Here is a 20,737-nt window from a genome sequence, read left to right on the forward strand (position 1 = left end):
AGATGTGTATAAGAGACAGAAAATATGGTGTACTTCAGAACAGTTTTTTCCTGAAATTTATATTATCCTTATAGGTAATTTTGTTATACTCGTTTTATAGAGGAATTTAACTCTGAAAAATAAATAGAAAGAGGAGAGGGTTCAAAAATGCCTATTCATACAATTGAAACTGTAATGAACCGCTTTAAAGAAGTAGGTGTTTCGGATTTATTTGGCACTAAGAAAGAAGTAAAAGAGCTACCTTACATTTTAAGAGAATCAGAAGAAATTATGTACGCAACATCAGGTTTTGTTAGTACAAGTACAGCATTAATTGTTTGCACTACAGAACGAGTGTTATTTTTGGACAAAGGAATGTTTTATGGGTTGAAGCAAACCGAAATTCCTTTAGAAGCTATTAATTCAGTATCTATTACTAAAGGATTAATGCTTGGAAAATTCACCATCCATCATGGCTCTGCTGCTGCACTTGTTGAGCAAGTTGATAAAAAGACATTGCATAAAATGACTGATGTGATTAACGAGCAGATGAAATTAGCGAAAAATAAAGGTGTCACAACACTGAATACCACAACAGTTGAAAATACACCTGTTGTTGCTGAACAACCTCAGCAAAGTGCTGTCCAGCAATTGAAAGAGCTAAAAGAATTAGTTGATTTGGGTATTTTGACAAATGAAGAATTCGAATTGAAGAAAAAAGAATTGTTAAATCTATAATTTGATAAAAGGTTGAGCTTATTGCTTAGCCTTTTATCACATAGACGAAAAGGAGATTTAAAATGACTGTAGGAATTTACATTCGCGTATCAACTGAAGAACAAGCTAATGAAGGTTATTCGATATCTGCACAACGCGAAAGATTGAAGGCATTTTGTTCAGCCCAAGGATGGAATGAATATAAGTTTTATGTAGACGAAGGTATTTCAGGACGAAACACAAAAAGACCGCAATTAAAGAGGTTGTTAACTGACATCAAAAATGGTCATGTAAAAACTTTATTAGTTTATCGATTAGATAGGCTAACTCGTTCTGTACGTGATTTGCATAAAATACTTGATGAACTTGAGCAATACAACTGCACTTTCCGTTCAGCAACCGAATTTTACGACACATCTACGGCAATGGGAAAAATGTTCATCACGATTATTGCTGCAATAGCTGAATGGGAAAGTGCGAACTTAGGTGAACGCGTAACGATGGGGCAATTAGAAAAAGCCCGCCAAGGGGAATGGCTTGCACAGGCTCCCTATGGCTGGTACAAAGATGAAAATGATAAACTGCATATTGATCACGAAAAAATCGGTGCTATAAAATTGATGATTAAAAAAGTTCGTGAAGGTATTTCATTTCGGCAACTTTCTATGCTAATGGATGCAAGCGAATATAAACCTAAACGTGGTTACAAGTGGCATATACGTACTTTGTTAGATTTAATGCATAACCCTGTTTTGTATGGTGCTATGTATTTCAAAGGAGAGGTTTATGAGGATGTAGCAGAAGGGGTAATGACAAAAGAGGAATATTTACAACTACAAGAAATAATTTCTTCTCGCCAAAACTTCAAAAAAAGAAATGTGACAAGTCACTTTATTTTTCAAATGAAAATAGTTTGCCCTGATTGCGGTAGTCGTTGCACATCTGAGCGTTACGCCTGGACGCGCAAAACTGATGGTGTCACAGAAGTTAGAAATCGATATAGATGCCAAGTCTGCGTTTTAAATAATACAGAAAGAATCGCATTTAACGTTGGAGAAATGACTATCGAAGATGCCTTAGAGCAATACATGCAAAATCTAGTAGTTGAAATGTCCGAGGATAGAGAAAGTAATAATGATAATGATGAACTCGCAAAATTAAAAAAAGAATTGAAACAAATTGAAAACCAACGTGAAAAGTATCAACGTGCATGGGCTTCTGATTTGATTACAGATGATGAATTTAAAGAACGTATGGATGAATCAAGAACTAGATATGAATATGTACAAAATGAAGTGAGATATTTACAAAGTGCCACCCCTCATGTATATAACCCTGAACTTTACAGAGAAATTGCACAATCGTTTAATCAAAACTATAAGGCTTTAACACAAGAAGAAAGGCGCCAATTCATTCAAACTTTCGTTGAAAAAATAACAATAGAGATACTTGAACGTAATTTGTATAAAGGAAGTAGAAACCAAAGAATTCGTATTTCTAGTGTGACATTCTTTTGATTAATTCCGCTTTGCCTTATTTGTATTTATGTAAGTAAATAAGCAACAAAGTGTTCCTGATGCAAAGATTCCATTTCAGGCATCAAATAAGTGGCAGCATCTTCGGGGGAGCGGATGGTATAGCGAGAATCCATTTCTTTTTGCGCAAGGCGTCTACCGAGCTCAATTGCCGCTAATAGCTGGACAGCCTTTGCCTCACCAATTCCTTTAATAGCTGTTATTTCTTCAAATGTGGCGTGCTTTAATGCGTGGAGCTTTTCAAAATCCACCAGTACTCGATTGGCGAGTGCGAGTACTGATGATTCCTTCGTACCTGTACGTAATAAAATGGCAAGCAATTCTTGATTGGATAAACTTTCTGCCCCTTGGCGTATAAGGCGCTCTCTCGGGCGATCTGCTTCATGAACGTCACGAATTTTTAATTCGGGGAGCATAGACATAAGATGCCTTCACAACCTTTCCATTAAATTGTTAGTAGTCGCAGATGAATGAGCTGTTCAAATAGTGAGGCTAACGGAAATCCTACTACGTTATTGTAATCCCCTTCAATTCGCTCAACAAAAAGAGCACCATGTGTTTGGATGCCGTAGCCTCCTGCCTTATCAAACGGATCCCCAGAATCGACGTATGCCTCAATCAACTTGGGCGACAGCTGCTTAAACTTCACAACCGTTTCTTCCACAAAAACCGTCTCTTCTCCATTGGAATGGATAATAACAACCGCAGTTAATACACGATGAGCATTATTTGATAATGCCTGTAAATGCGCAATCGCTTCTTCGCGACTTTTTGGCTTATGTAGTAAACGGTCTTGAAACGCAACGATTGTATCGGCACCTATCACCGTTTTTCCACTACATTTCGCTGCGACATCACGCGTTTTCAAACGAGCAACTTCCTTTACGTATTGTTCAACTGATTGTGCTTGTACACTCGTTTCCTCGACATTGCTCGTAACGATTTCAAACGGTATATTCAGCTGTGCTAATAGTTCCTTGCGTCTTGGTGATGCTGAAGCAAGTACAAATTCTGTTTGCGATCTAATATTCATTCAAATCTCCTCCTACTGCTTCTATCATAGCGGAGAAAGTTAATTTTGAACAATTTCTACAAATGGCCAAAATTGAATTTTGCTACTAAAACAGCCGTTCAAAATTCAATTTTCAAGCAGTCATTTGCCCCGTAATAATGTGCAAAAAGATGTAAACGCATTACGTTTATATCATCGGAAAGGCTTGATACAGCAGTAAGTATCTCGCCCCAATCAGCAGGCACTTCACCTTCTTTTGGCGCCTGATCAAAATAATTTTTTAAATACTTTTCATCCATTAAAATTTCAGGTAATCTTTGTATAGTTGCCTCTGTACAGCCTGCAACAATTGACAATTGCTTAAAAAAGGCAGATGGCATCAATGCTGCCGTTTGCTTATTTGTTGCTAACGCTGACCAAACGAAAAATTGATTATCTATTTCAATAATGGCTGCTTTATTCAACAAGGGATTTACTGCAATAAATTGCTCTGCTCCTTCTTTACTTGAAAAAAGCCCATGTTGACTCGCATAAAAAGAAGCATTAACTTCCTCTACCAGTTCCTGTTGCACAGGTAAAATTTCCTCTTTCGCTTCTTCTTTCCCTACAAAATTTAACATCACAACAAATAGGGCGACACCAATTAATCCAGAAGCAATACCTAATAACGCCGCTCGAATCCATTCATTTTTTCGCATGTTTTTCACCACCTTATAAGTACCGTAGCAAATTTGTCATGAAAAAAGGCAAGACTTGTGTCAGTCTCACCAAAAAAGTTTTCGCTATTTTTCTACAAATTCCGTAGCTCGCTTAATAAATATAAAGAACCTGTCACAATTTTAGTCGCAGTATTTTTCTTTAAATAAGCTACGACCTCTTGCAATGTCATCACCGTACCCTCTTGCATTTCCAACATCTTCTCTGCTCGCATTGCACGTGGATTGTCAAAATCAACGAAAATAAATTTACTTGCTATAGGCTCTAGTAATTGAATCGCCTGCGCAACATCTTTATCCGCTAACATGCCCATCACAATTTCTACTCGCCTATTCGGAAATTGCTGCTGGATTGTTTGCACAAGTGCCTCAATACTTGCAGGGTTATGTGCACCATCAAAGTACACATGTGGTAACACTTGCTCAAAACGGCCTGATACTTGTGCCGCATACACCCCTTGGGTAATTGCAGCTACATCAACTGCTATTGAAAGTTCAGTAGCCGCCTCCAAGAAAGCTGTAATGGCGATGGCCATATTTTCGCCTTGATGCGTACCAAGTAGCCTTCTTTGTAAATTGCTTATTTCAAGCTGACGCGCTCTAGAAAGATAGGTTGTTTCCTCTACCTCAAAATCTTCACCAAGCACAAAAAATGGCGCATTTTGTAGTTTCGCCTCAGCTTTTACAACTTCATACGCTTCATTTGGTAAACGTCCAATCACAACAGGTTTGTTATACTTAATAATTCCCGCTTTATGTGCCGCAATTTGCGTAAGTGTCGTTCCCAAAAAATTGGTATGCTCGAGTGCTATACTTGGAATAACAGAAACAATCGGTGTCACAACATTCGTGCTATCCTCTCGTCCCCCCATACCAGCTTCGAGCAATACTAAATCGACTTGCTCGTTATGAAAATGCTGCAATGCCGCGCATGTTAATAACTCAAAATCCGTTAATAAACTTTGCAAGCCTGCCGCCATTTGCTTGAAAACCCTATCCATTTGCGCCTGCGAAATTGGTTGTCCATTTATTTGGATTTGATCATGTACATCGACAATACACGGTGACATAAATTTGCCTACAGTTAAGCCGTGCGCGCGAGCAATTTGCTCAACAAACGTCAATGTGGAGCCCTTGCCATTCGTTCCTGCAAAATGAATCACTTGCAACGATTGCTGTGGTTGCCCTAGCTGCTCCAATGCTTGTAACATACGCGTTAGCCCCGGCTTAATGACATCATCACTTGGTAATTGCCAGCGCTTTTTATATTCATCTAATTTTGGAATCATCGCATACCTCGCGCTTGTAAAAATGTGCGTACTTCCCCAATGAAATAGAGAGAGCCTGTGACAATAAGCAAGTCATCTTCTGCAAACTGATGCTCCGTTAAAAATTTCGCCCAATCTTCTACAATATGCGTATGAGGATGTGTACTGTGCTTTGCAAGTGCCTCTGCTGACGCTGCACGCGGCATTGGAATTGTCGTAAAGTAAAGGGCTGACGCCACCTTTTCCATCATTTGAATGCTAATGCCATGGTCTTTATCCTGCAACGCGGCATACAAGAAATAATATTTTTTTGCTGGCTCCACTTGCTGCAATGTTTGAACTAATGCGGCTGTTCCTTCTGAATTATGCGCACCATCTAAAATAAGGTTTGTGCCAAAACGCTCAAAGCGTCCTTGCCATTTTGCACGCTGCAACGCCTCACGTACTGCATCCTCTCGCAATTCTCCTAGCACAAGCTGACTCGCTGTAATCGCAAGTGCCGCATTATTTTGTTGATGCATTCCCTCCATTGCGGGTTGAATATTAGAAATAATGCAATCCCCTTTATAATGGAATGCCCCACTCTCTAAACGCTCAATATGAAACGTTTCATGCAACTGATAAAACGCTGCTTCTTGCTGCTGTGCCGTTTGGCGAATTACCTCTTGCGCCTCTTGATTTTCTACGCCGACAATAACAGGCTTACCTTTTTTTATAATACCTGCTTTCTCAGCTGCAATAAGCGCATATGTATCCCCTAACATATCCGTATGCTCTAATGAAATCGTTGTAATAACACTTACTTCGGGTATTATGACATTCGTTGCATCAAGTCGCCCACCGATACCCGTTTCAAGCAATGCAATATTGATTTGTTCATGCGCAAAATGCTGAAATGCAATTAATGTGACCACTTCAAAAAAACTTGGAAACTGCCCGTCTAATTGTTCATGAACAGCTTGGGCTACCGCATTCGCATAGCTTAAAAATTGCTCATCTGAAATTTCTTGCTGATTAATTGTCATACGCTCATTTGCTCGCTCTAAATGCGGAGAAGTAAAAGCACCTACCGTAAGCCCATGCGCCATTAAAATTTCCCTTGTCGCATTTAATGTTGAACCTTTACCATTTGAGCCTGCAAAATGAATAAATTTCGTTTTGCGCTCAGGATGCCCGAGCGCTGCCAATATTTTTTTCATTGCCTCTAACGGCGCACCTTTATAACTGCTCGCCTTTAATTGAAAAATAAAATCCGTACATTGCTGCATCGTTTGAAACATTGCCTACACTCCATCTGTTTTTGGTTTTATTCCACGTTTTCCGAGGTTTATTCCATGTTTTAGAAAGTTTATTCTACGTTTTTTCAGTTTTATTCCACGTTTCCAGAAAAAAGGCGACTAATGCTTATCAGTCGCCCTTCACTTTTACATATTTTTCAATTCCGCTAAACGTTTTTCAACCGTTGCGTGTTTTTCTTCGTAGTCCGCTAACTTTTCGCGCTCTGCTTGCACTAAAGCTTCAGGCGCTTTCGATACGAATTTTTCGTTTGATAGCTTGCCTGTTACAAGCTTCACTTCTTTTGCCCATTTTTCAAGTTCTTTTTCTAAACGTGCAATTTCTTCCTCTACGTTAATTAAGCCTGCTAATGGTAAAAATACTTCTGCTCCCGTCACAACGGCTGACATTGTTTGACCTGGTACTTCTATATCTTGCCCAATTACTAAAGGCTCTGGGTTACAGAATTTTTCGATATATGCCTTATTTGCTTCAAGCACTTCTGCTGTTGCAGTATCTTTCGCGGATACATACAGCCCTACTTTTTTGCTCATTGGTGTATTTACCTCAGCACGGATATTACGCACTGAACGTATAATATCCATAAGCAACTTCATGCTTTGTTCGTCTTGCTCAAAGTTGAATGCCGGATTGACAGTTGGCCATGCCGCTACTGTAATGGATTCACCTTCATGCGGTAAGTGCTGCCAAATTTCTTCCGTGATGAATGGCATAAATGGATGTAATAAGCGCATTGTTTGGTCTAATACATGTGCTAATACCGAGCGCGTTGTCTTTTTCGCCGCTTCATCTTCACCGTACAATGGCAACTTCGCCATTTCGATATACCATGAACAGAAATCATCCCAAATAAAGTTATACAATTCGCGTCCAACTTCACCGAACTCATACTTATCAGATAATGCTGTTACACGTTCAATTGTGTTGTTTAAGCGAGATAAAATCCATTTATCTGCAACCGATAAATCGCCTGACAAATCGATTTCATCATATGTTAAGCCTTCCATGTTCATCAATGCAAAACGAGAGGCATTCCAAATTTTATTGGCAAAGTTCCATGTTGCCTCTACTTTCTCTGTGGAGTAACGTAAATCTTGTCCTGGTGATGAACCTGTTGCTAAGAAGTAACGTAATGAATCGGCACCATATTGATCAATAACATCCATTGGGTCAACCCCGTTACCAAGTGATTTTGACATTTTACGCCCTTCTGCATCACGCACTAAACCATGAATTAGTACATCTTTAAATGGACGTTCACCTGTAAATTCAAGCCCTTGGAAAATCATGCGTGAAACCCAGAAGAAAATAATATCATAGCCCGTTACTAACGTACTTGTTGGATAATAACGTTTGAATTCTTCGTTTTCCGCATCTGGCCAGCCCATTGTTGAAAACGGCCATAAAGCAGAGGAGAACCACGTATCTAACACATCTTCATCCTGTGTCCAATTTTCTGTATCTGCTGGCGCTTCTTTGCCAACATAAATTTCGCCTGTTTCGTTATGATACCAAGCTGGAATTTGGTGACCCCACCATAGCTGACGAGAAATACACCAGTCACGAATATTTTCCATCCAGCGTGAGTACGTATTTTCAAATCGTGCTGGTACGAAATTCACTTTTCCTGCTTCGTCCTTTTGCAATTCAAGTGATGCATCGGCAAGCGGCTGCATTTTTACGAACCATTGTGCTGATAAATAAGGCTCTACAACAGCCCCTGAACGCTCAGAGTGACCTACAGAATGCATATGCTCTTCAATTTTGAATAACACGCCAGCTTCCTGTAAATCTGCTACGATTTGCTTGCGACATTCGAAACGGTCCATATCCTTATACTTGCCAGCTAGCTCATTCATTGTGCCATCTTCATTCATCACTAAAATGCGCTCTAAATTATGACGGTTCCCTACTTCAAAGTCATTCGGGTCATGCGCTGGTGTCATTTTTACAACGCCTGTTCCAAAATCTTTATCTACGTAGTCATCTGCTACGATTGGAATTTCTCGTCCAACGATTGGTAAAATAACCGTTTTGCCAATTAAATGTTGGTAGCGCTCATCTTCTGGATGTACAGCTACCCCAGAGTCACCTAGCATCGTTTCTGGGCGAGTTGTCGCAACTTCTACATACCCTGAGCCATCTGCTAACGGGTATTTCATATGATAAAATGCACCTTGCACATCTTGATGGATTACTTCGATATCAGATAGGGCTGTTTTGGCTGCTGGGTCCCAGTTAATAATGCGTTCACCACGATAAATGATGCCTTTTTCATATAATTGAACAAATACTTCCTTTACAGCATCAGATAAGCCTTCATCCAATGTAAAGCGTTCGCGTGAATAGTCTAATGCTAAGCCTAGTTTCGCCCATTGCGCACGGATATGACCTGCATATTCCTCTTTCCATTCCCATGTTTTTTCGAGGAATTTTTCACGTCCTAAGTCGTAGCGTGTCACGCCTTGTTCGCGTAGCTTTTGCTCTACTTTTGCCTGTGTCGCAATCCCTGCATGGTCCATTCCTGGTAACCAAAGCGCATCATAGCCTTGCATACGCTTCATACGAATGAGTATATCTTGCAACGTCGTATCCCATGCATGCCCTAAGTGCAGTTTTCCTGTTACGTTTGGTGGTGGAATCACGATTGAATAAGGTTTTTTATCGCTCTCTGGCTGCGCCTCGAAAAATTTCCCGCTAAGCCACCACTCATAGCGACCTGCTTCAATCGCGTTCGGCTCATACTTTGTTGACATTGTTAGCTGTTCTGTCATGCTGCATTCCTCCTAAAGTTGAAAATGAATTACTAAATAAAAATAAAAAAACACTCCTATCGCCTATAAAAAGGACGAAGGAGTGCATATATTTTGTTCGCGGTACCACCTTTATTCCAATCAAAAAAATGATTGGCTCTCAATTCAGATAACGGTGTTTAACCGGCTTTTGCTACTTTTGGTTCACAAAAACTGCTCCTAGGCTACATTCAAATGTTCGTACTGTAGGAGCTTTTCAGCTACCGCTCCCTCTCTAAACAAACAAAGACATTTTACTCTTCCTACTCATTGCATCAAATATTTAACTTGAACATATTGTATATAATTTAACGTTGAATTTCAAGTGAAAGGATGGTTTTCATGCGCAGGAAAAATTATAACCCTTATTTACTGCCACCATGGCTACGCAAAACGCGTTTTTATTGTCGTACAATTATTTTGCCCATTGTCATCTTTCAAGGTGTGCGCGTTTTTATTATCCCAACAACAGGTGACTTAATCTTGCTTCTTCTGTTGGGGTTACTCGCTTATTTATTATTAACTGATTGGATTTGAACGAATATTTAATACGCTATAGGTTTCCGTTAGCTCAGCAAAGAAATCATCATTTAATGGTGTTTGCTGAGCTACAGCCTGTTGTTGTATTTCTTCCTCAGCGTGTCCTGATACAAGATGACTCGTAGACTCTTGCTGATGGGCTACTTCCTGTACATCCACCGCTTCTTGATAGACAGGTATCGCTACCTCTTCTTGTTGCACGACAACTTCTTCTGCAATAATTGCTAAGAGAGGCTCTTCAACAACTTCTTCTTGAACTACCGCTACGGGAGTTTGTTGCACAACCTCTGCAATCGGCTCAGGCACTGCAACCACTTCTACATCTTCCGCAAAAGCACATGTTACTTGCCATACAAGCTGACAGCTCGCCCCGTCATGAACCGCCTTCAAATTTTGCACCTTTAAATCGATTGGTCCTGTTACTTTATGTGCTGGTAAATCTACTTCTAACGGCAACGCATACTCAAAATAGCCTGTCGACTGCTCGATATCAATATGCTCGATGTATGTGCCATGCACTTGCTCAATCGATTCAGTAGGATTAAATGCTACGGAAGCTGCCACATGGTAAATACCTGTAAGCCGGATTGATTGCCCATCCTCACTTTGCTCCCATTGCGGTGTCACACGTGCTGTCACAACATCCTCTAACGCACCAAGTCCGACTGGAAATGTAAATTGCTCCGCCATATCCCAAGTAATTGTTTTCATCGCTCACCCTCCCTATCGACTACTATATGTTTGGGCTATGGGAAAAATGCCATTTTACCAATAACGTATATAATGCCTCACTGTGTCCTCCACTTCCATTCCGACTTTTTCATATAACGCTTGTGCCGTAACGTTCTTAACCGCTGTTTCTAACGTCAAATAGCGCGCATTTTGTTCCTCAGCATAGCGGAAGGCTGCCTCCATTAATTGTTCCGCAACGCCCATCCTGCGATAATTTTCTGCCACGAATAAATCATTTAAAAGATAGGCTTGCTTCATTGCAACAGATGAAAATATCGGGAAAATTTGAACAAATCCTGCATAATCATCTTGCACCTTTGCTGCAAAAATCACCGATTCATTATTTTGTAAACGCTCCGTTAAAAACGTAACAGCCCCGTTAAAATCGCTTTCTTGCTTATAAAACTGTCGATAACCATCAAATAAAACCGCGATTTCCTCTATTTGTGATAAATTTATTTGTTCAATCTTCAATTCGGTCCCCCATTTCCTTGTGATTAGGTATAATGATAAAAAGAAAATTGACATTTCAAAAGATACAAAAATCAATTTATTTACATGTCAGATAGGAGGTACATATGATTTTTCCACTTCATGAGCATAAAGCAAAGTATATTCAAATTTATGAACATATAAAAAACCTTATCGAATCAAAAAAGCTAGCCACAAATGACAAGCTCCCTTCCATTCGAACATTAGCGGAGCATCTACAGGTGAGTCGCAATACAACTTTACAAGCGTATGAAACATTAATCGCAGAAGGCTTCATTCGTTCAGAAAATAAGGTCGGTTATTTTGTCAACGAGATTGATTCCATGTTTGTCCATCCAAATAGCACAAAACCAAAACAAGCTGTACCTATTCAACAGGACGCGACAAATCTCATTGATTTTAGAGTGGGGGCTGTTGATCAACATACCTTTCCTCATCATAAATGGCGGCAAACTTCCAATGCTATTTTAGAAAGAAATGAAAGCTTTGCTTACGGTAAAGTGTTTGGAGAGCCTATTTTACAGCATGAATTAGCACATTACTTACTACAAGCAAGGGGCATTTCTACTGAGCCACAGCACATCATCATTGGCAGCAGCACACAGCAGCTTTTATTGCAGCTCAGTATGTTGTTAAAGGAAGATTTCTCTAGCGTGTTATTAGAAAACCCTGGCTATAATGGGGCACGTGAAGTATTTGAGTTACTAAATTTCCAAATCGAAACAATTGCAGTTAATCAACAAGGCGTGGCGCTGGAGGAATTACAACAGCGACAAAGTTCCCTGTTTTATGTAACACCCTCACATCAATACCCTTTTGGCACAGCACTTTCCATTCAACAAAGATGGCAACTCATTCAATGGGCTGAACAAAGAAGCGGCTACATATTGGAGGATGACTATGATGGGGAATATCGCTATGGGCAAAAAACATTTCCAGCACTCGCTTCGTTAGCACCCGCGCGCATTATCTATTTCGGGACGTTTTCTAAAGCATTTTTACCAGGGATTCGCCTTGCTTATATGGTGTTGCCTGCTTCTTTGTTAGACACTTATCAAGCAAAATTCGCAAATTTTGAAAACAATGCGTCTTTATTGCACCAATTAGCAATGGCTGAATTTATGCGCTGCGGCGAATGGCAACGACATATTAAACGCATGCGCAACACCTATCATAAAAAGATGAATTTCTTTTTGGAAACATTGCAACAGCACTTTTCTGACAAAGTGCAATTTGTTGGCACAAAAGCCGGCTTATATATTTTGCTGTCCATTGAATGTGCTGATAGTGAGGAGGAGTTAATTGCGCTTGCCCTTGAAGAAAAAGTTAAGGTTTATCCTTGTAGCCACTTATATATTGGCATGATGCCTACTGATCCAAAAATATTAATAGGCTTTGCCAACCTAACCTTTCAACAAATTGAACAAGGGATATTGCGCTTGAAAAAGGCTTGGCGTTTTTAGCAAAGGAATGATATCTGGAGTATGAAAAATGGCGGAATCACTTTTCTCCCCCAATCTCATCATAACTTGCTTTAAAAGCTTATACGCTTCTTCACACTATGGTTTGTTAATATGTTTCAATTTAACAAAATACTAAATATACAGTTATTTAATTAACGGAGTAGGTTAAATCCATTACGCGTCGGAGGCTTAACTTGAATCTATAAGGAGTTTGGGACTCCCTCTGATTCCATTACTTTTCTGACATTCATCCCGAATGGTGAACTTCTGTATCTGCCACTACGCTTTCGATACAAAAAGAATTTGTTGCTGACGTTACACTTTCGCGACAGGAGAAGGTTTGCTGAATCAAGTTAAACGACATTATGTTTTAAACCGGAACTTTTCCCAATAGATACCGTCAAACTTACGTATAGAGATTCATTGCATAATCTGGAATTCATTTGCGAAAGGGGAAATAGTAGTGGTGAAAAAAGCTATAATTTCAGGAATTGTATTTAGTTCAATTTTATTGGTTGGATGTAACGAAAAAGAAGAACAAGTTCAAGTAGTAGAAAGTGAACACGAAGTAGTAGAAAGCAAACAGGGAAAATTATTATCAGAATTAAAAAATAAAATAATCGCATCTATTACAGAACAAACGGAACTTGATAGTGAGTCAATCGCAATAATGTTAGGCGGTAATGTTACAGAAATTTCTGTATCAGTAGGTTTCCCGAAGGATGTAAAAGTTGATGATACGTTGATTCAACAAATAGTGAGAGATTCTATTAAGAACATTTCTGAAACAGAAAACGTCACAATTAGCGAAGAAAATATAACAATAAAAATGGAGAAATACTAACGGAGAAATTCTTAATTGTTAGAAAATTCACTCAAACAAATTTATGCTTAATTTAATTAGAACAGGGCTTGTATTTATGATAGATTTTCATACACGCAAGTCCTTTTATTATGCTTTCAAAACAATCACAAGAACACTTCATAGAACCAACTTCCTTTTTGCTGAATCATGACAAAGGCATCGAGCAAATACCTATAGTTTTCTAAATTGTCGTTATTAAACTTTCAATCTGCAACATAACTCTCATATACGAATGTTAACAATATAAAAACCACCTCCTACCAAATTTCAGAAATTTAGTAGGAGGTAATGATAGCTTTATCTCGCCAACTGCGCAAACACCTTATGGAACGCATCGACCGTTTTCGCAATATGCTCCTCCGTATGTGCAGTTGAAATAAACATGCCTTCAAATTGTGATGGTGGCAGGAAAACGCCTTCCTCTGCCATTAGTTTGAAGTATTCTGCAAATAACGCTAAATCAGACGTTTTGGCTGTTTCAAAATTGATAACCTCTTCGTTTGTGAAGAAGAAGCCAATCATTGAGCCTGCACGATTCACCGTATGTGGAATATTGTACTTCGTTGCTGCCGCGCGGAAGCCTTCTTCTAGTTGGTCACCTAGCTTGCGGAAATAATCGTATGACTCTTTATTCAAGCGTACCAATGTTTCATAGCCTGCTGTCATCGCAAGTGGATTCCCCGATAATGTACCTGCTTGATAAATCGGACCTGCTGGTGCAATTTGCTCCATAATTTCACGTTTCCCACCGAATGCACCTACAGGTAAACCGCCACCGATTACTTTGCCTAAACAAGTTAAATCAGGTGTGATACCGTAGTAGCTTTGCGCACAGCCATAATCAACACGGAAGCCTGTCATGACTTCATCGAAAATTAATAATGTGCCATGTGCTGTTGTTAATTCGCGTAAGCCTTCTAAAAAGCCTGGTTGCGGTGGTACAACGCCCATATTGCCTGCTACAGGCTCTAAAATAACAGCTGCTAGCTCATCACCATATTTTTCAAATACTAATTTTGCTGACTCTAAGTCGTTATATGCGACCGTTAATGTATTTTTGGCAACATCTGCTGGTACGCCAGGGCTATCTGGTAAACCTAATGTGGCAACACCAGAGCCTGCTTTAATTAATAAAGAGTCGCCATGCCCGTGATAAGAGCCTTCAAATTTTAAAATTTTGTCGCGTCCCGTATAACCACGCGCTAGACGTAAAGCTGACATCGTTGCCTCTGTACCTGATGAAACGAAACGAATCATTTCAATCGATGGCAAACGCTCCATGACAAGCTTAGCTAATTTATTTTCAGATAAAGTTGGTGCACCGAACGAAGCGCCTTTTGCCGCCTGCTCACCAATCGCTGCCACAACTTCAGGATGTGTATGCCCTAAAATTAATGGTCCCCATGATAATACATAGTCGATATATTCATTGCCATCGATATCGCGAATAATCGCGCCTTGGCCAGACTCCATAAAAATTGAACTCATATTGACTGATTTGAATGCACGAACAGGGCTATTTACACCACCTGGCATTAAATCGACTGCTTCGCTAAATGCTTGCTTTGACTTTTCATATGAACGCATACTATTTCTCCTCCAACCAACGTGCTGCATCTTTTGCATGGTACGTAATAATTAAATCTGCGCCCGCGCGCTTCATACCAAGAAGTGTTTCCAATACAACTGCTTTTTCATCAATCCAGCCATTGATTGCGGCTGCTTTTACCATTGCATACTCACCTGATACATTGTAAGCAACGACAGGTAAAACAAAATTATTTTTCACGTCGCGAATGATATCCAAATAAGCAAGTGCTGGCTTAACGATTAAGAAGTCTGCACCTTCATCTACATCAGACGCCGCCTCACGCATTGCCTCTAAACGATTGGACGAATCCATTTGATACGTTTTACGATCACCAAATTGCGGTGCACCGTCCGCCGCCTCACGGAATGGTCCATAATAGCCCGATGCATATTTCACTGCATAGGACATAATCGGAATATGGGCAAAGCCTGCTTCATCTAAGCCTGCACGAATTGCCGTGACAAAGCCGTCCATCATATTCGATGGTGCAATAATATCAGCGCCCGCCTGCGCTTGTGAAATCGCCGTTTGCGCTAATAAATTTAATGATGGGTCATTTAAAATTTGCTCACCTTCTACAACACCACAATGTCCATGATCTGTATATTCACATAGACAAGTATCCGCTACAACAAGCAGCTCTGGATGACGCTCTTTCGTCAAGCGTGTTGCCTTTTGAATAATGCCGTGGTCATGATAAGCTCCTGAGCCAACCGCATCTTTTTCAGCTGGTAAACCGAATAAAATAACTGCTGGAATTCCAAGTGCCACGACTTCATCTAGCTCGGCACCTAAGTTATCTAAAGAAAACTGGAAAACACCTGGCATGGACGCCACTTCATTTTTAATATTTTCGCCTTCTGCGACAAAGATTGGATAAATTAAATCTTCTTTATGCAAATAGGTTTCTTTCACCATTGCACGTATCCCTGCACTTTGACGTAAACGACGATGTCTTTGGAAATGTAATTGTGTCACTTTATAGTTCCTCCTATTAATTGCTCTATCACTGCTTGCATTGTATAAACTTGTGGCTGAACAGCAACATGTGCCCCGTACTCCTGCAAAACGGCTGTTGTTATATGACCGATGGAAGCAACCGTTACCTCATGCCAACCTATTGTTGGTACAATATTTTCGGCATAAACACGCACAGCAGAAGGGCTTGCAAAAACGACGATTGGCTCTACTGCCTTCAATAAACTTTCCTTAAATGCTTGCACGTATGCAGTCGTTGGCACCGTTTCATAAACCGTCCATTCCTCACAATGTAATGCGTCACGAATCGTACTTTTTGCTAAATTCCCTCGCAAAAAAAGACAATGAGCATCCCCTGCAACTTGCGGAAATTCTTTTACAAAGACATCTGCACTATAAATAGTTGGCATAAAATCAACAACGAATCCATGTCTTTCTAGCTCTTGCTTTGTTTTCACACCAACCACAGCAATGCGATTTGTTACATGAATGGATAAGCGCTTTGTTTTCTCTACAAAGCTCGTTACTGCATTTTGACTTGTGAAAATCAGCCAATCGTATGTCGGTAGCTGCTGTAGCCATTTCGCATCATCTTCGCTTTCACATGCTTGCACCGCAATGAGTGGAAAGGCTTGTACCTCTCCCCCATATTGTGCAACAAGCTGTGCAATCGTTTGCACAGCTTGTGTGCCTGTCACGTAAATCGTTTTCCCTTCAAGTGGGAGTTTACTGTGCATCTTGCTCAGCCTTCACACGTTGAATCAACTCAAATGCCCCTTGCTTCGTTAACAATACGGCAACCTCTTTTCCTACTTCTACAGCATCTGTTCCCGTCACTGTTTCCTTATATGTAACAGAAGCATCTGGCGCAGCGACTAAGCCTGTCAATGTAATATTGTCGCCATCCACCGTTGCATAGCCTGCAATCGGTACTTGACAGCCGCCATCCATTTCAGCAAGGAATGTGCGCTCCGCATGTGCTGTTTGCCACGTTGCTGCATCTGTTAGCTTCGCAAGTGCTGCAAGTAGCTCTACATCATCTGCTCGACATTCAATGCCAAGCGAGCCTTGCGCAACAGCTGGTAAACAAACGTCGATATCCAAATACTCTGTCACGACATCATCACTCCACCCAAGGCGTTTCAAGCCTGCTGCCGCTAAAATAATTGCGTCATATTCCTCTGTTTCAAGCTTTGCTAAACGCGTATCAACATTTCCACGAATCCATTTGATTTCAAGATCTGGTCGCACTTGTAAAAGCTGTGCACTGCGACGCAATGAGCTTGTTCCAACAACAGCACCCTTTGGTAAATCAGCGAATTTCACATGCCCCTTTGAAATAAACGCATCACGTGCATCTTCACGTGGGGGGATACAGCCAATCACTAAGCCTTCTGGCAGTACCGCAGGCATATCCTTCATCGAATGCACCGCAAAATCAATTTCTTGATCATAAAGCGCTTGTTCGATTTCTTTGACGAATAAGCCTTTACCACCAACTTTTGAAAGTTGCACATCTAAAATACGGTCACCTTTCGTCACAATTTCCTTCACTTCAAACTCAAAAGGTGCTCCAGAAGCACGTAATTCATTAATAAACCAATTTGTTTGCGTTAATGCAAGTTTACTTTTACGTGAACCAACAATAATTTTTCTCACTAAAAATCTACCTCTTTCACTTAATACCATAAATGGAATGTTGATAGTTTACTGCCTAAGAAGAAGTTAATAACGATGAGCAAAAATACAAAGATTTGAGCCCATGCATATGTTGTACTAACCATTTTTTTACTGCGGTGTAATAATAAAATCACAATATAAATAATGGCGATACAAAATGATCCTATAATTTTCGCATCCATGATGGGGAATTCATCCATCGATAAAAATGCCCATTCTAATCCTAACACTAAGCTAACGAATAGCAAAGGGATACCTACAAGCATCGAATAACTCATCCAGCTCGTCGTTTGCTGTAAGTTCGGCAATCTCGACCATAATGGACTGAACTTTTTCTGTTTTAAAATGCGATACAGCACTAAATAGAGTACCGAAAAAACAAAGGATAATGTGAACGCTGCATACGATGCAATCGCGAAGCTAATATGAATAATTAACACTTCTGAAATCAGCGAACTTCGCACAGGTTCGACCACATCGTTTGGTGCTAGTAAATGGATTGTGACGAAGACAAAGCCTAACATATTCATAAAAAATACAGGCATATCCACACGTACAATACAGTGCAAAATAATAGACAACGAAGTGAGTAGCCATGCGTAAAAATAAACACCTTCAAATAAAGACAATACAGGGAAACGTTTCATCTCAAAAATAAACCAAATAAAATAAACTGTTTGCAATATCCAGACAATCGACACGAACCAAAAAGCGATGCGGCGCGCCTGAATACGTCGATAAAAATAATCAATAAAATAAAAGACGAGACCAATTGCATATAGTACGACAATGGCTTCATATATTCTCGTCATTATCATTTCAGACATGTGTATCCCTTCTTTTATCATCAAAATTTCAAGGGGTAGTCGGAAAGGCAAGTTGCTGTTGGTCTTTCCAACAATAGTATGCAATGTAATATGCCTTTTGAACACCCTTGCTTGTTATAAAGCAGTAAAATCCTTTTAGCGAAGCTTCTCAGCATTCAATAGCATAATAACATGTTTCTAAAACATGCGAAAGGCTGTCGGAAAAGGCAGGTGCCAACCTGCTTTCTCGACAGCCTCCCTATCTATTATTTTACTATACAGATACGAAATTGCTCCTATTTTGTCACGATGACTAACAAGTTTCATTTGCCTACAGTATGCTAGTGCAATTTTCACTTACCTTCTTGTTAAGTGACTATGATTCAAACGCCAATTTCGGCTGAATTTGTACTTTGCTTTCATTTGATACAACCATTTCATTTTGTACATCATCTTCAATGCCAAAAATCGCTTGGAATAATTGCAATTGCTCATCTGCCTTTGAAGAATTCGCCATTTCTTTTGCCTGTAAAATTGGCTCCTTCAATAGCTGATTAATAATTGACTTCGTATGCTTACTTAAAATTTTACGTTCACGCTCTGTTAAATCAGGCATTTTATTTTCAATGCTCAGCATCGTTTCTTCTTGAATACGACTTGCTTTTTTACGCAATGCAGAAATAACAGGCACTACACCTAATGTCGTTAACCAAGCTTTAAACTCCGTTACTTCATGACCAATCATTTGCGTAATTTCAGCAGCTGCCTTCTCACGTTCTGCTAAATTTGCTTCTACAATTCCTTGTAAATCATCGATATCATATAAAAATACATTTGGTAAATCTGCGATACGTGGATCTAAATCACGTGGCACAGCAATGTCGACCATAAACAACGGTTGCCCTTTACGCATACGTGCTACATATTGCATTAGCTCATAATCAATAACGTAATTTGTCGCACCTGTAGAGCTTATTAAAATATCCGCATCTAGCAACATACATTGTAGCTCCTGCATCGATTTAGCCGCCCCTTCAAACTTCGCTGCTAAATCTTGTGCTTTTTCAAATGTACGATTGATCACTGTTACTTGCCCTACACCATTACCATATAAATTTTGAATGGCTAATTCGCCCATTTTCCCCGCGCCTAAAATAGCGACATGTGTTTTCTTTAATGAGCCAAAAATTTTCTTTGCAAGCTCTACTGCTGCATATGATACTGATACCGCATTTTCACCGATAGCTGTTTCATTATGCGCACGCTTAGCAAATGTTACCGCTTGCTTAAACAATTGGTTAAATACCGTACCCGTTGTCGCAAGCTCCTGCCCTTGTAAAAAGCTTTTTCTCACTTGCCCTAAAATTTGTGTTTCACCAAGAATCATCGAATCGATGCCAGCGGTTACTTTAAATAAATGCTGAATAGCTTCTTGCTCTTCGTGAATAAATAAATGTGCCTCAAATTGCTCAATTGAAAGATGGAACCATTCTGCTAAAAAGCGTTTAATATAGTAACGCCCTGTATGTAATTGATCGACAACCGCATAAATTTCCGTGCGATTACATGTCGACACAATTACATTCTCTAATATGCTCTTCTGTTGTTGTAGCGCCTCCATGGCATTCGGTATTTCACTTTCAATAAAAGATAGCTTTTCGCGAATTGCTACTGGCGCTGTTTTATAATTCAAGCCTACTACTAATGTATGCATGAACCCCCCACACCTCACACGTTCTAATTCATAATTCTAATTGTACCATAAATATACGCAATTTCACGACCTGTTTGTGAACATGCTATGAACACAATTACTACATTAGAATTATTCTAATGTAATCTTAACAAATTTCTTAAGCTTTTTCAATGCTTTCATTAAAAGAGCCGTTAAGAAAGCAGACCTATGTACCACTTTCTTAACAGCTTTGATTTTTGAAAGCTACGTTTTTTATCTTATCGTTCTCACTTAATGTGCGAGCATATGAAATTTTAAATCTCGCTCTAGCTGCATAATTTTTAAAGAATGAAAGTTAAATTGCTTGTCAATTTCTTCATTCTTTTCTTGCATTACCTTGGTCATATACTCAAATTGCTCACCTGTCGCAATAAAGTTTTCTTGGATTCTATCCTCTAATGACTGTATTTTCTCATCTATTTTTTGTTCTAGCGCTTGTATTCTCTCGTCTATTTTTTGCTCTAGTGTATGCCATTTCTCATCCACTCTTTGCTCTAGTGCATGCAATTTCTTATCCATTCTTTGCTCTAGTGCATGCAA

Annotated in this window: 19 protein-coding genes, 1 pseudogene and 1 other annotated feature; of the genes and pseudogenes, 5 read left to right on the forward strand and 15 right to left on the reverse strand. The window is 39.6% G+C overall.

The annotated features are described in order from the left end of the window. Positions 1 to 147: 147 nt before the first annotated feature. Positions 148 to 717, forward strand: a complete 570-nt coding sequence (locus C9J34_RS08725; RefSeq protein WP_107839479.1) for a PH domain-containing protein — start codon at positions 148 to 150, stop codon at positions 715 to 717. A 62-nt stretch (positions 718 to 779) separates the two neighbouring features. Then, the gene (locus C9J34_RS08730) at positions 780 to 2,213 is read left to right on the forward strand and encodes a recombinase family protein (RefSeq protein WP_107839480.1); all 1,434 of its coding nucleotides are present in this window, start codon (positions 780 to 782) and stop codon (positions 2,211 to 2,213) included. A gap of 32 nt (positions 2,214 to 2,245) precedes the next feature. On the opposite strand, the pseudogene C9J34_RS08735 reads toward C9J34_RS08730, so the two are convergent. The 6 genes and pseudogenes from C9J34_RS08735 to C9J34_RS08760 all read right to left on the reverse strand — a co-directional run. After that, positions 2,246 to 2,653 (reverse strand): annotated as a pseudogene (locus tag C9J34_RS08735) (UPF0758 domain-containing protein); the annotation flags it as partial. A gap of 23 nt (positions 2,654 to 2,676) precedes the next feature. Next, positions 2,677 to 3,264 carry a Maf family protein gene (locus C9J34_RS08740; RefSeq protein ID WP_107839481.1) on the reverse strand — a complete coding sequence of 196 codons (588 nt, stop codon included), beginning with the start codon at positions 3,262 to 3,264 and terminating at the stop codon, positions 2,677 to 2,679. A 98-nt stretch (positions 3,265 to 3,362) separates the two neighbouring features. Next, positions 3,363 to 3,941, reverse strand: coding sequence for a translation initiation factor 2 (locus C9J34_RS08745; protein ID WP_107839482.1), 579 nt, complete (start codon positions 3,939 to 3,941; stop codon positions 3,363 to 3,365). 92 nt (positions 3,942 to 4,033) lie between these two features. After that, the gene (locus tag C9J34_RS08750) at positions 4,034 to 5,248 is read right to left on the reverse strand and encodes a bifunctional folylpolyglutamate synthase/dihydrofolate synthase (RefSeq protein ID WP_107839483.1); all 1,215 of its coding nucleotides are present in this window, start codon (positions 5,246 to 5,248) and stop codon (positions 4,034 to 4,036) included. Further along, positions 5,245 to 6,507, reverse strand: a complete 1,263-nt coding sequence (locus C9J34_RS08755; protein ID WP_107839484.1) for a bifunctional folylpolyglutamate synthase/dihydrofolate synthase — start codon at positions 6,505 to 6,507, stop codon at positions 5,245 to 5,247. The genes C9J34_RS08750 and C9J34_RS08755 overlap by 4 nt, the downstream gene beginning before the upstream one ends. 144 nt (positions 6,508 to 6,651) lie before the next feature. After that, complete coding sequence (locus C9J34_RS08760; RefSeq protein ID WP_107839485.1) at positions 6,652 to 9,297, reverse strand: valine--tRNA ligase; 2,646 nt, start codon at positions 9,295 to 9,297, stop codon at positions 6,652 to 6,654. A 67-nt stretch (positions 9,298 to 9,364) separates the two neighbouring features. Continuing rightward, positions 9,365 to 9,595: a binding site (T-box leader), on the reverse strand. Between the two features lie 62 nt (positions 9,596 to 9,657). Here C9J34_RS08760 and C9J34_RS08765 point away from each other — a divergent pair. After that, on the forward strand, positions 9,658 to 9,852 hold the full coding sequence (locus C9J34_RS08765) for a hypothetical protein (RefSeq protein ID WP_107839486.1): 195 nt from the start codon (positions 9,658 to 9,660) through the stop codon (positions 9,850 to 9,852). Here the strand turns inward: C9J34_RS08765 and C9J34_RS08770 are convergent. Both C9J34_RS08770 and C9J34_RS08775 read right to left on the reverse strand, forming a co-directional pair. Beyond that, positions 9,835 to 10,566: a hypothetical protein gene (locus C9J34_RS08770; protein ID WP_107839487.1), complete on the reverse strand. Its 732-nt coding sequence runs from the start codon at positions 10,564 to 10,566 to the stop codon at positions 9,835 to 9,837. The genes C9J34_RS08765 and C9J34_RS08770 overlap by 18 nt on opposite strands. A 54-nt stretch (positions 10,567 to 10,620) precedes the next feature. Next, a complete protein-coding gene (locus C9J34_RS08775) occupies positions 10,621 to 11,061 on the reverse strand; it encodes a GNAT family N-acetyltransferase (RefSeq protein ID WP_107839488.1) in 441 nt (146 codons plus the stop codon). Between the two features lie 104 nt (positions 11,062 to 11,165). Here C9J34_RS08775 and pdxR point away from each other — a divergent pair, with 104 nt between their 5' ends. Beyond that, a complete protein-coding gene (gene pdxR / locus C9J34_RS08780; RefSeq protein WP_107839489.1) occupies positions 11,166 to 12,542 on the forward strand; it encodes a MocR-like pyridoxine biosynthesis transcription factor PdxR in 1,377 nt (458 codons plus the stop codon). 463 nt (positions 12,543 to 13,005) lie between these two features. After that, positions 13,006 to 13,386, forward strand: coding sequence for a topoisomerase (locus tag C9J34_RS08785; RefSeq protein ID WP_238600610.1), 381 nt, complete (start codon positions 13,006 to 13,008; stop codon positions 13,384 to 13,386). A 318-nt stretch (positions 13,387 to 13,704) separates the two neighbouring features. On the opposite strand, the gene hemL is transcribed toward C9J34_RS08785, so the two are convergent. The 7 genes from hemL to C9J34_RS08820 all read right to left on the reverse strand — a co-directional run. Beyond that, entirely contained in the window at positions 13,705 to 14,994 is a 1,290-nt protein-coding gene (hemL, locus tag C9J34_RS08790) for a glutamate-1-semialdehyde 2,1-aminomutase (protein WP_107839490.1), read from the reverse strand. Between the two features lies 1 nt (position 14,995). Beyond that, positions 14,996 to 15,976 (reverse strand): porphobilinogen synthase, encoded by a 981-nt coding sequence (gene hemB, locus C9J34_RS08795; RefSeq protein WP_107839491.1) that lies wholly within the window; start codon positions 15,974 to 15,976, stop codon positions 14,996 to 14,998. Continuing rightward, complete coding sequence (locus tag C9J34_RS08800; protein WP_107839492.1) at positions 15,973 to 16,713, reverse strand: uroporphyrinogen-III synthase; 741 nt, start codon at positions 16,711 to 16,713, stop codon at positions 15,973 to 15,975. Before C9J34_RS08800 ends, hemB begins: the two co-directional genes overlap by 4 nt. Continuing rightward, positions 16,703 to 17,635, reverse strand: coding sequence for a hydroxymethylbilane synthase (gene hemC / locus C9J34_RS08805; protein WP_107839493.1), 933 nt, complete (start codon positions 17,633 to 17,635; stop codon positions 16,703 to 16,705). Before hemC ends, C9J34_RS08800 begins: the two co-directional genes overlap by 11 nt. 20 nt (positions 17,636 to 17,655) lie before the next feature. Beyond that, entirely contained in the window at positions 17,656 to 18,483 is an 828-nt protein-coding gene (gene ccsA / locus C9J34_RS08810) for a cytochrome c biogenesis protein CcsA (RefSeq protein WP_107839494.1), read from the reverse strand. Between the two features lie 355 nt (positions 18,484 to 18,838). Continuing rightward, complete coding sequence (gene hemA, locus C9J34_RS08815; protein ID WP_107839495.1) at positions 18,839 to 20,176, reverse strand: glutamyl-tRNA reductase; 1,338 nt, start codon at positions 20,174 to 20,176, stop codon at positions 18,839 to 18,841. A gap of 252 nt (positions 20,177 to 20,428) precedes the next feature. Beyond that, positions 20,429 to 20,737 (reverse strand): hypothetical protein (locus tag C9J34_RS08820; protein ID WP_420799123.1); only part of this gene is annotated, 309 nt, incomplete at its 5' end.

This window comes from Metasolibacillus meyeri (assembly GCF_003049505.1).
GTDB lineage: Bacteria > Bacillota > Bacilli > Bacillales_A > Planococcaceae > Metasolibacillus > Metasolibacillus meyeri.

Coding starts and splice junctions, on each gene's coding strand:
- C9J34_RS08725 (WP_107839479.1), top strand. CDS start 148: ATGCCTATTCATACAATTGAAACTGTAATGAACCGCTTTAAAGAAGTA.
- C9J34_RS08730 (WP_107839480.1), top strand. CDS start 780: ATGACTGTAGGAATTTACATTCGCGTATCAACTGAAGAACAAGCTAAT.
- C9J34_RS08740 (WP_107839481.1), bottom strand. CDS start 3,264: ATGAATATTAGATCGCAAACAGAATTTGTACTTGCTTCAGCATCACCA.
- C9J34_RS08745 (WP_107839482.1), bottom strand. CDS start 3,941: ATGCGAAAAAATGAATGGATTCGAGCGGCGTTATTAGGTATTGCTTCT.
- C9J34_RS08750 (WP_107839483.1), bottom strand. CDS start 5,248: ATGATTCCAAAATTAGATGAATATAAAAAGCGCTGGCAATTACCAAGT.
- C9J34_RS08755 (WP_107839484.1), bottom strand. CDS start 6,507: ATGTTTCAAACGATGCAGCAATGTACGGATTTTATTTTTCAATTAAAG.
- C9J34_RS08760 (WP_107839485.1), bottom strand. CDS start 9,297: ATGACAGAACAGCTAACAATGTCAACAAAGTATGAGCCGAACGCGATT.
- C9J34_RS08765 (WP_107839486.1), top strand. CDS start 9,658: ATGCGCAGGAAAAATTATAACCCTTATTTACTGCCACCATGGCTACGC.
- C9J34_RS08770 (WP_107839487.1), bottom strand. CDS start 10,566: ATGAAAACAATTACTTGGGATATGGCGGAGCAATTTACATTTCCAGTC.
- pdxR (WP_107839489.1), top strand. CDS start 11,166: ATGATTTTTCCACTTCATGAGCATAAAGCAAAGTATATTCAAATTTAT.
- hemL (WP_107839490.1), bottom strand. CDS start 14,994: ATGCGTTCATATGAAAAGTCAAAGCAAGCATTTAGCGAAGCAGTCGAT.
- C9J34_RS08800 (WP_107839492.1), bottom strand. CDS start 16,713: ATGCACAGTAAACTCCCACTTGAAGGGAAAACGATTTACGTGACAGGC.
- ccsA (WP_107839494.1), bottom strand. CDS start 18,483: ATGTCTGAAATGATAATGACGAGAATATATGAAGCCATTGTCGTACTA.
- hemA (WP_107839495.1), bottom strand. CDS start 20,176: ATGCATACATTAGTAGTAGGCTTGAATTATAAAACAGCGCCAGTAGCA.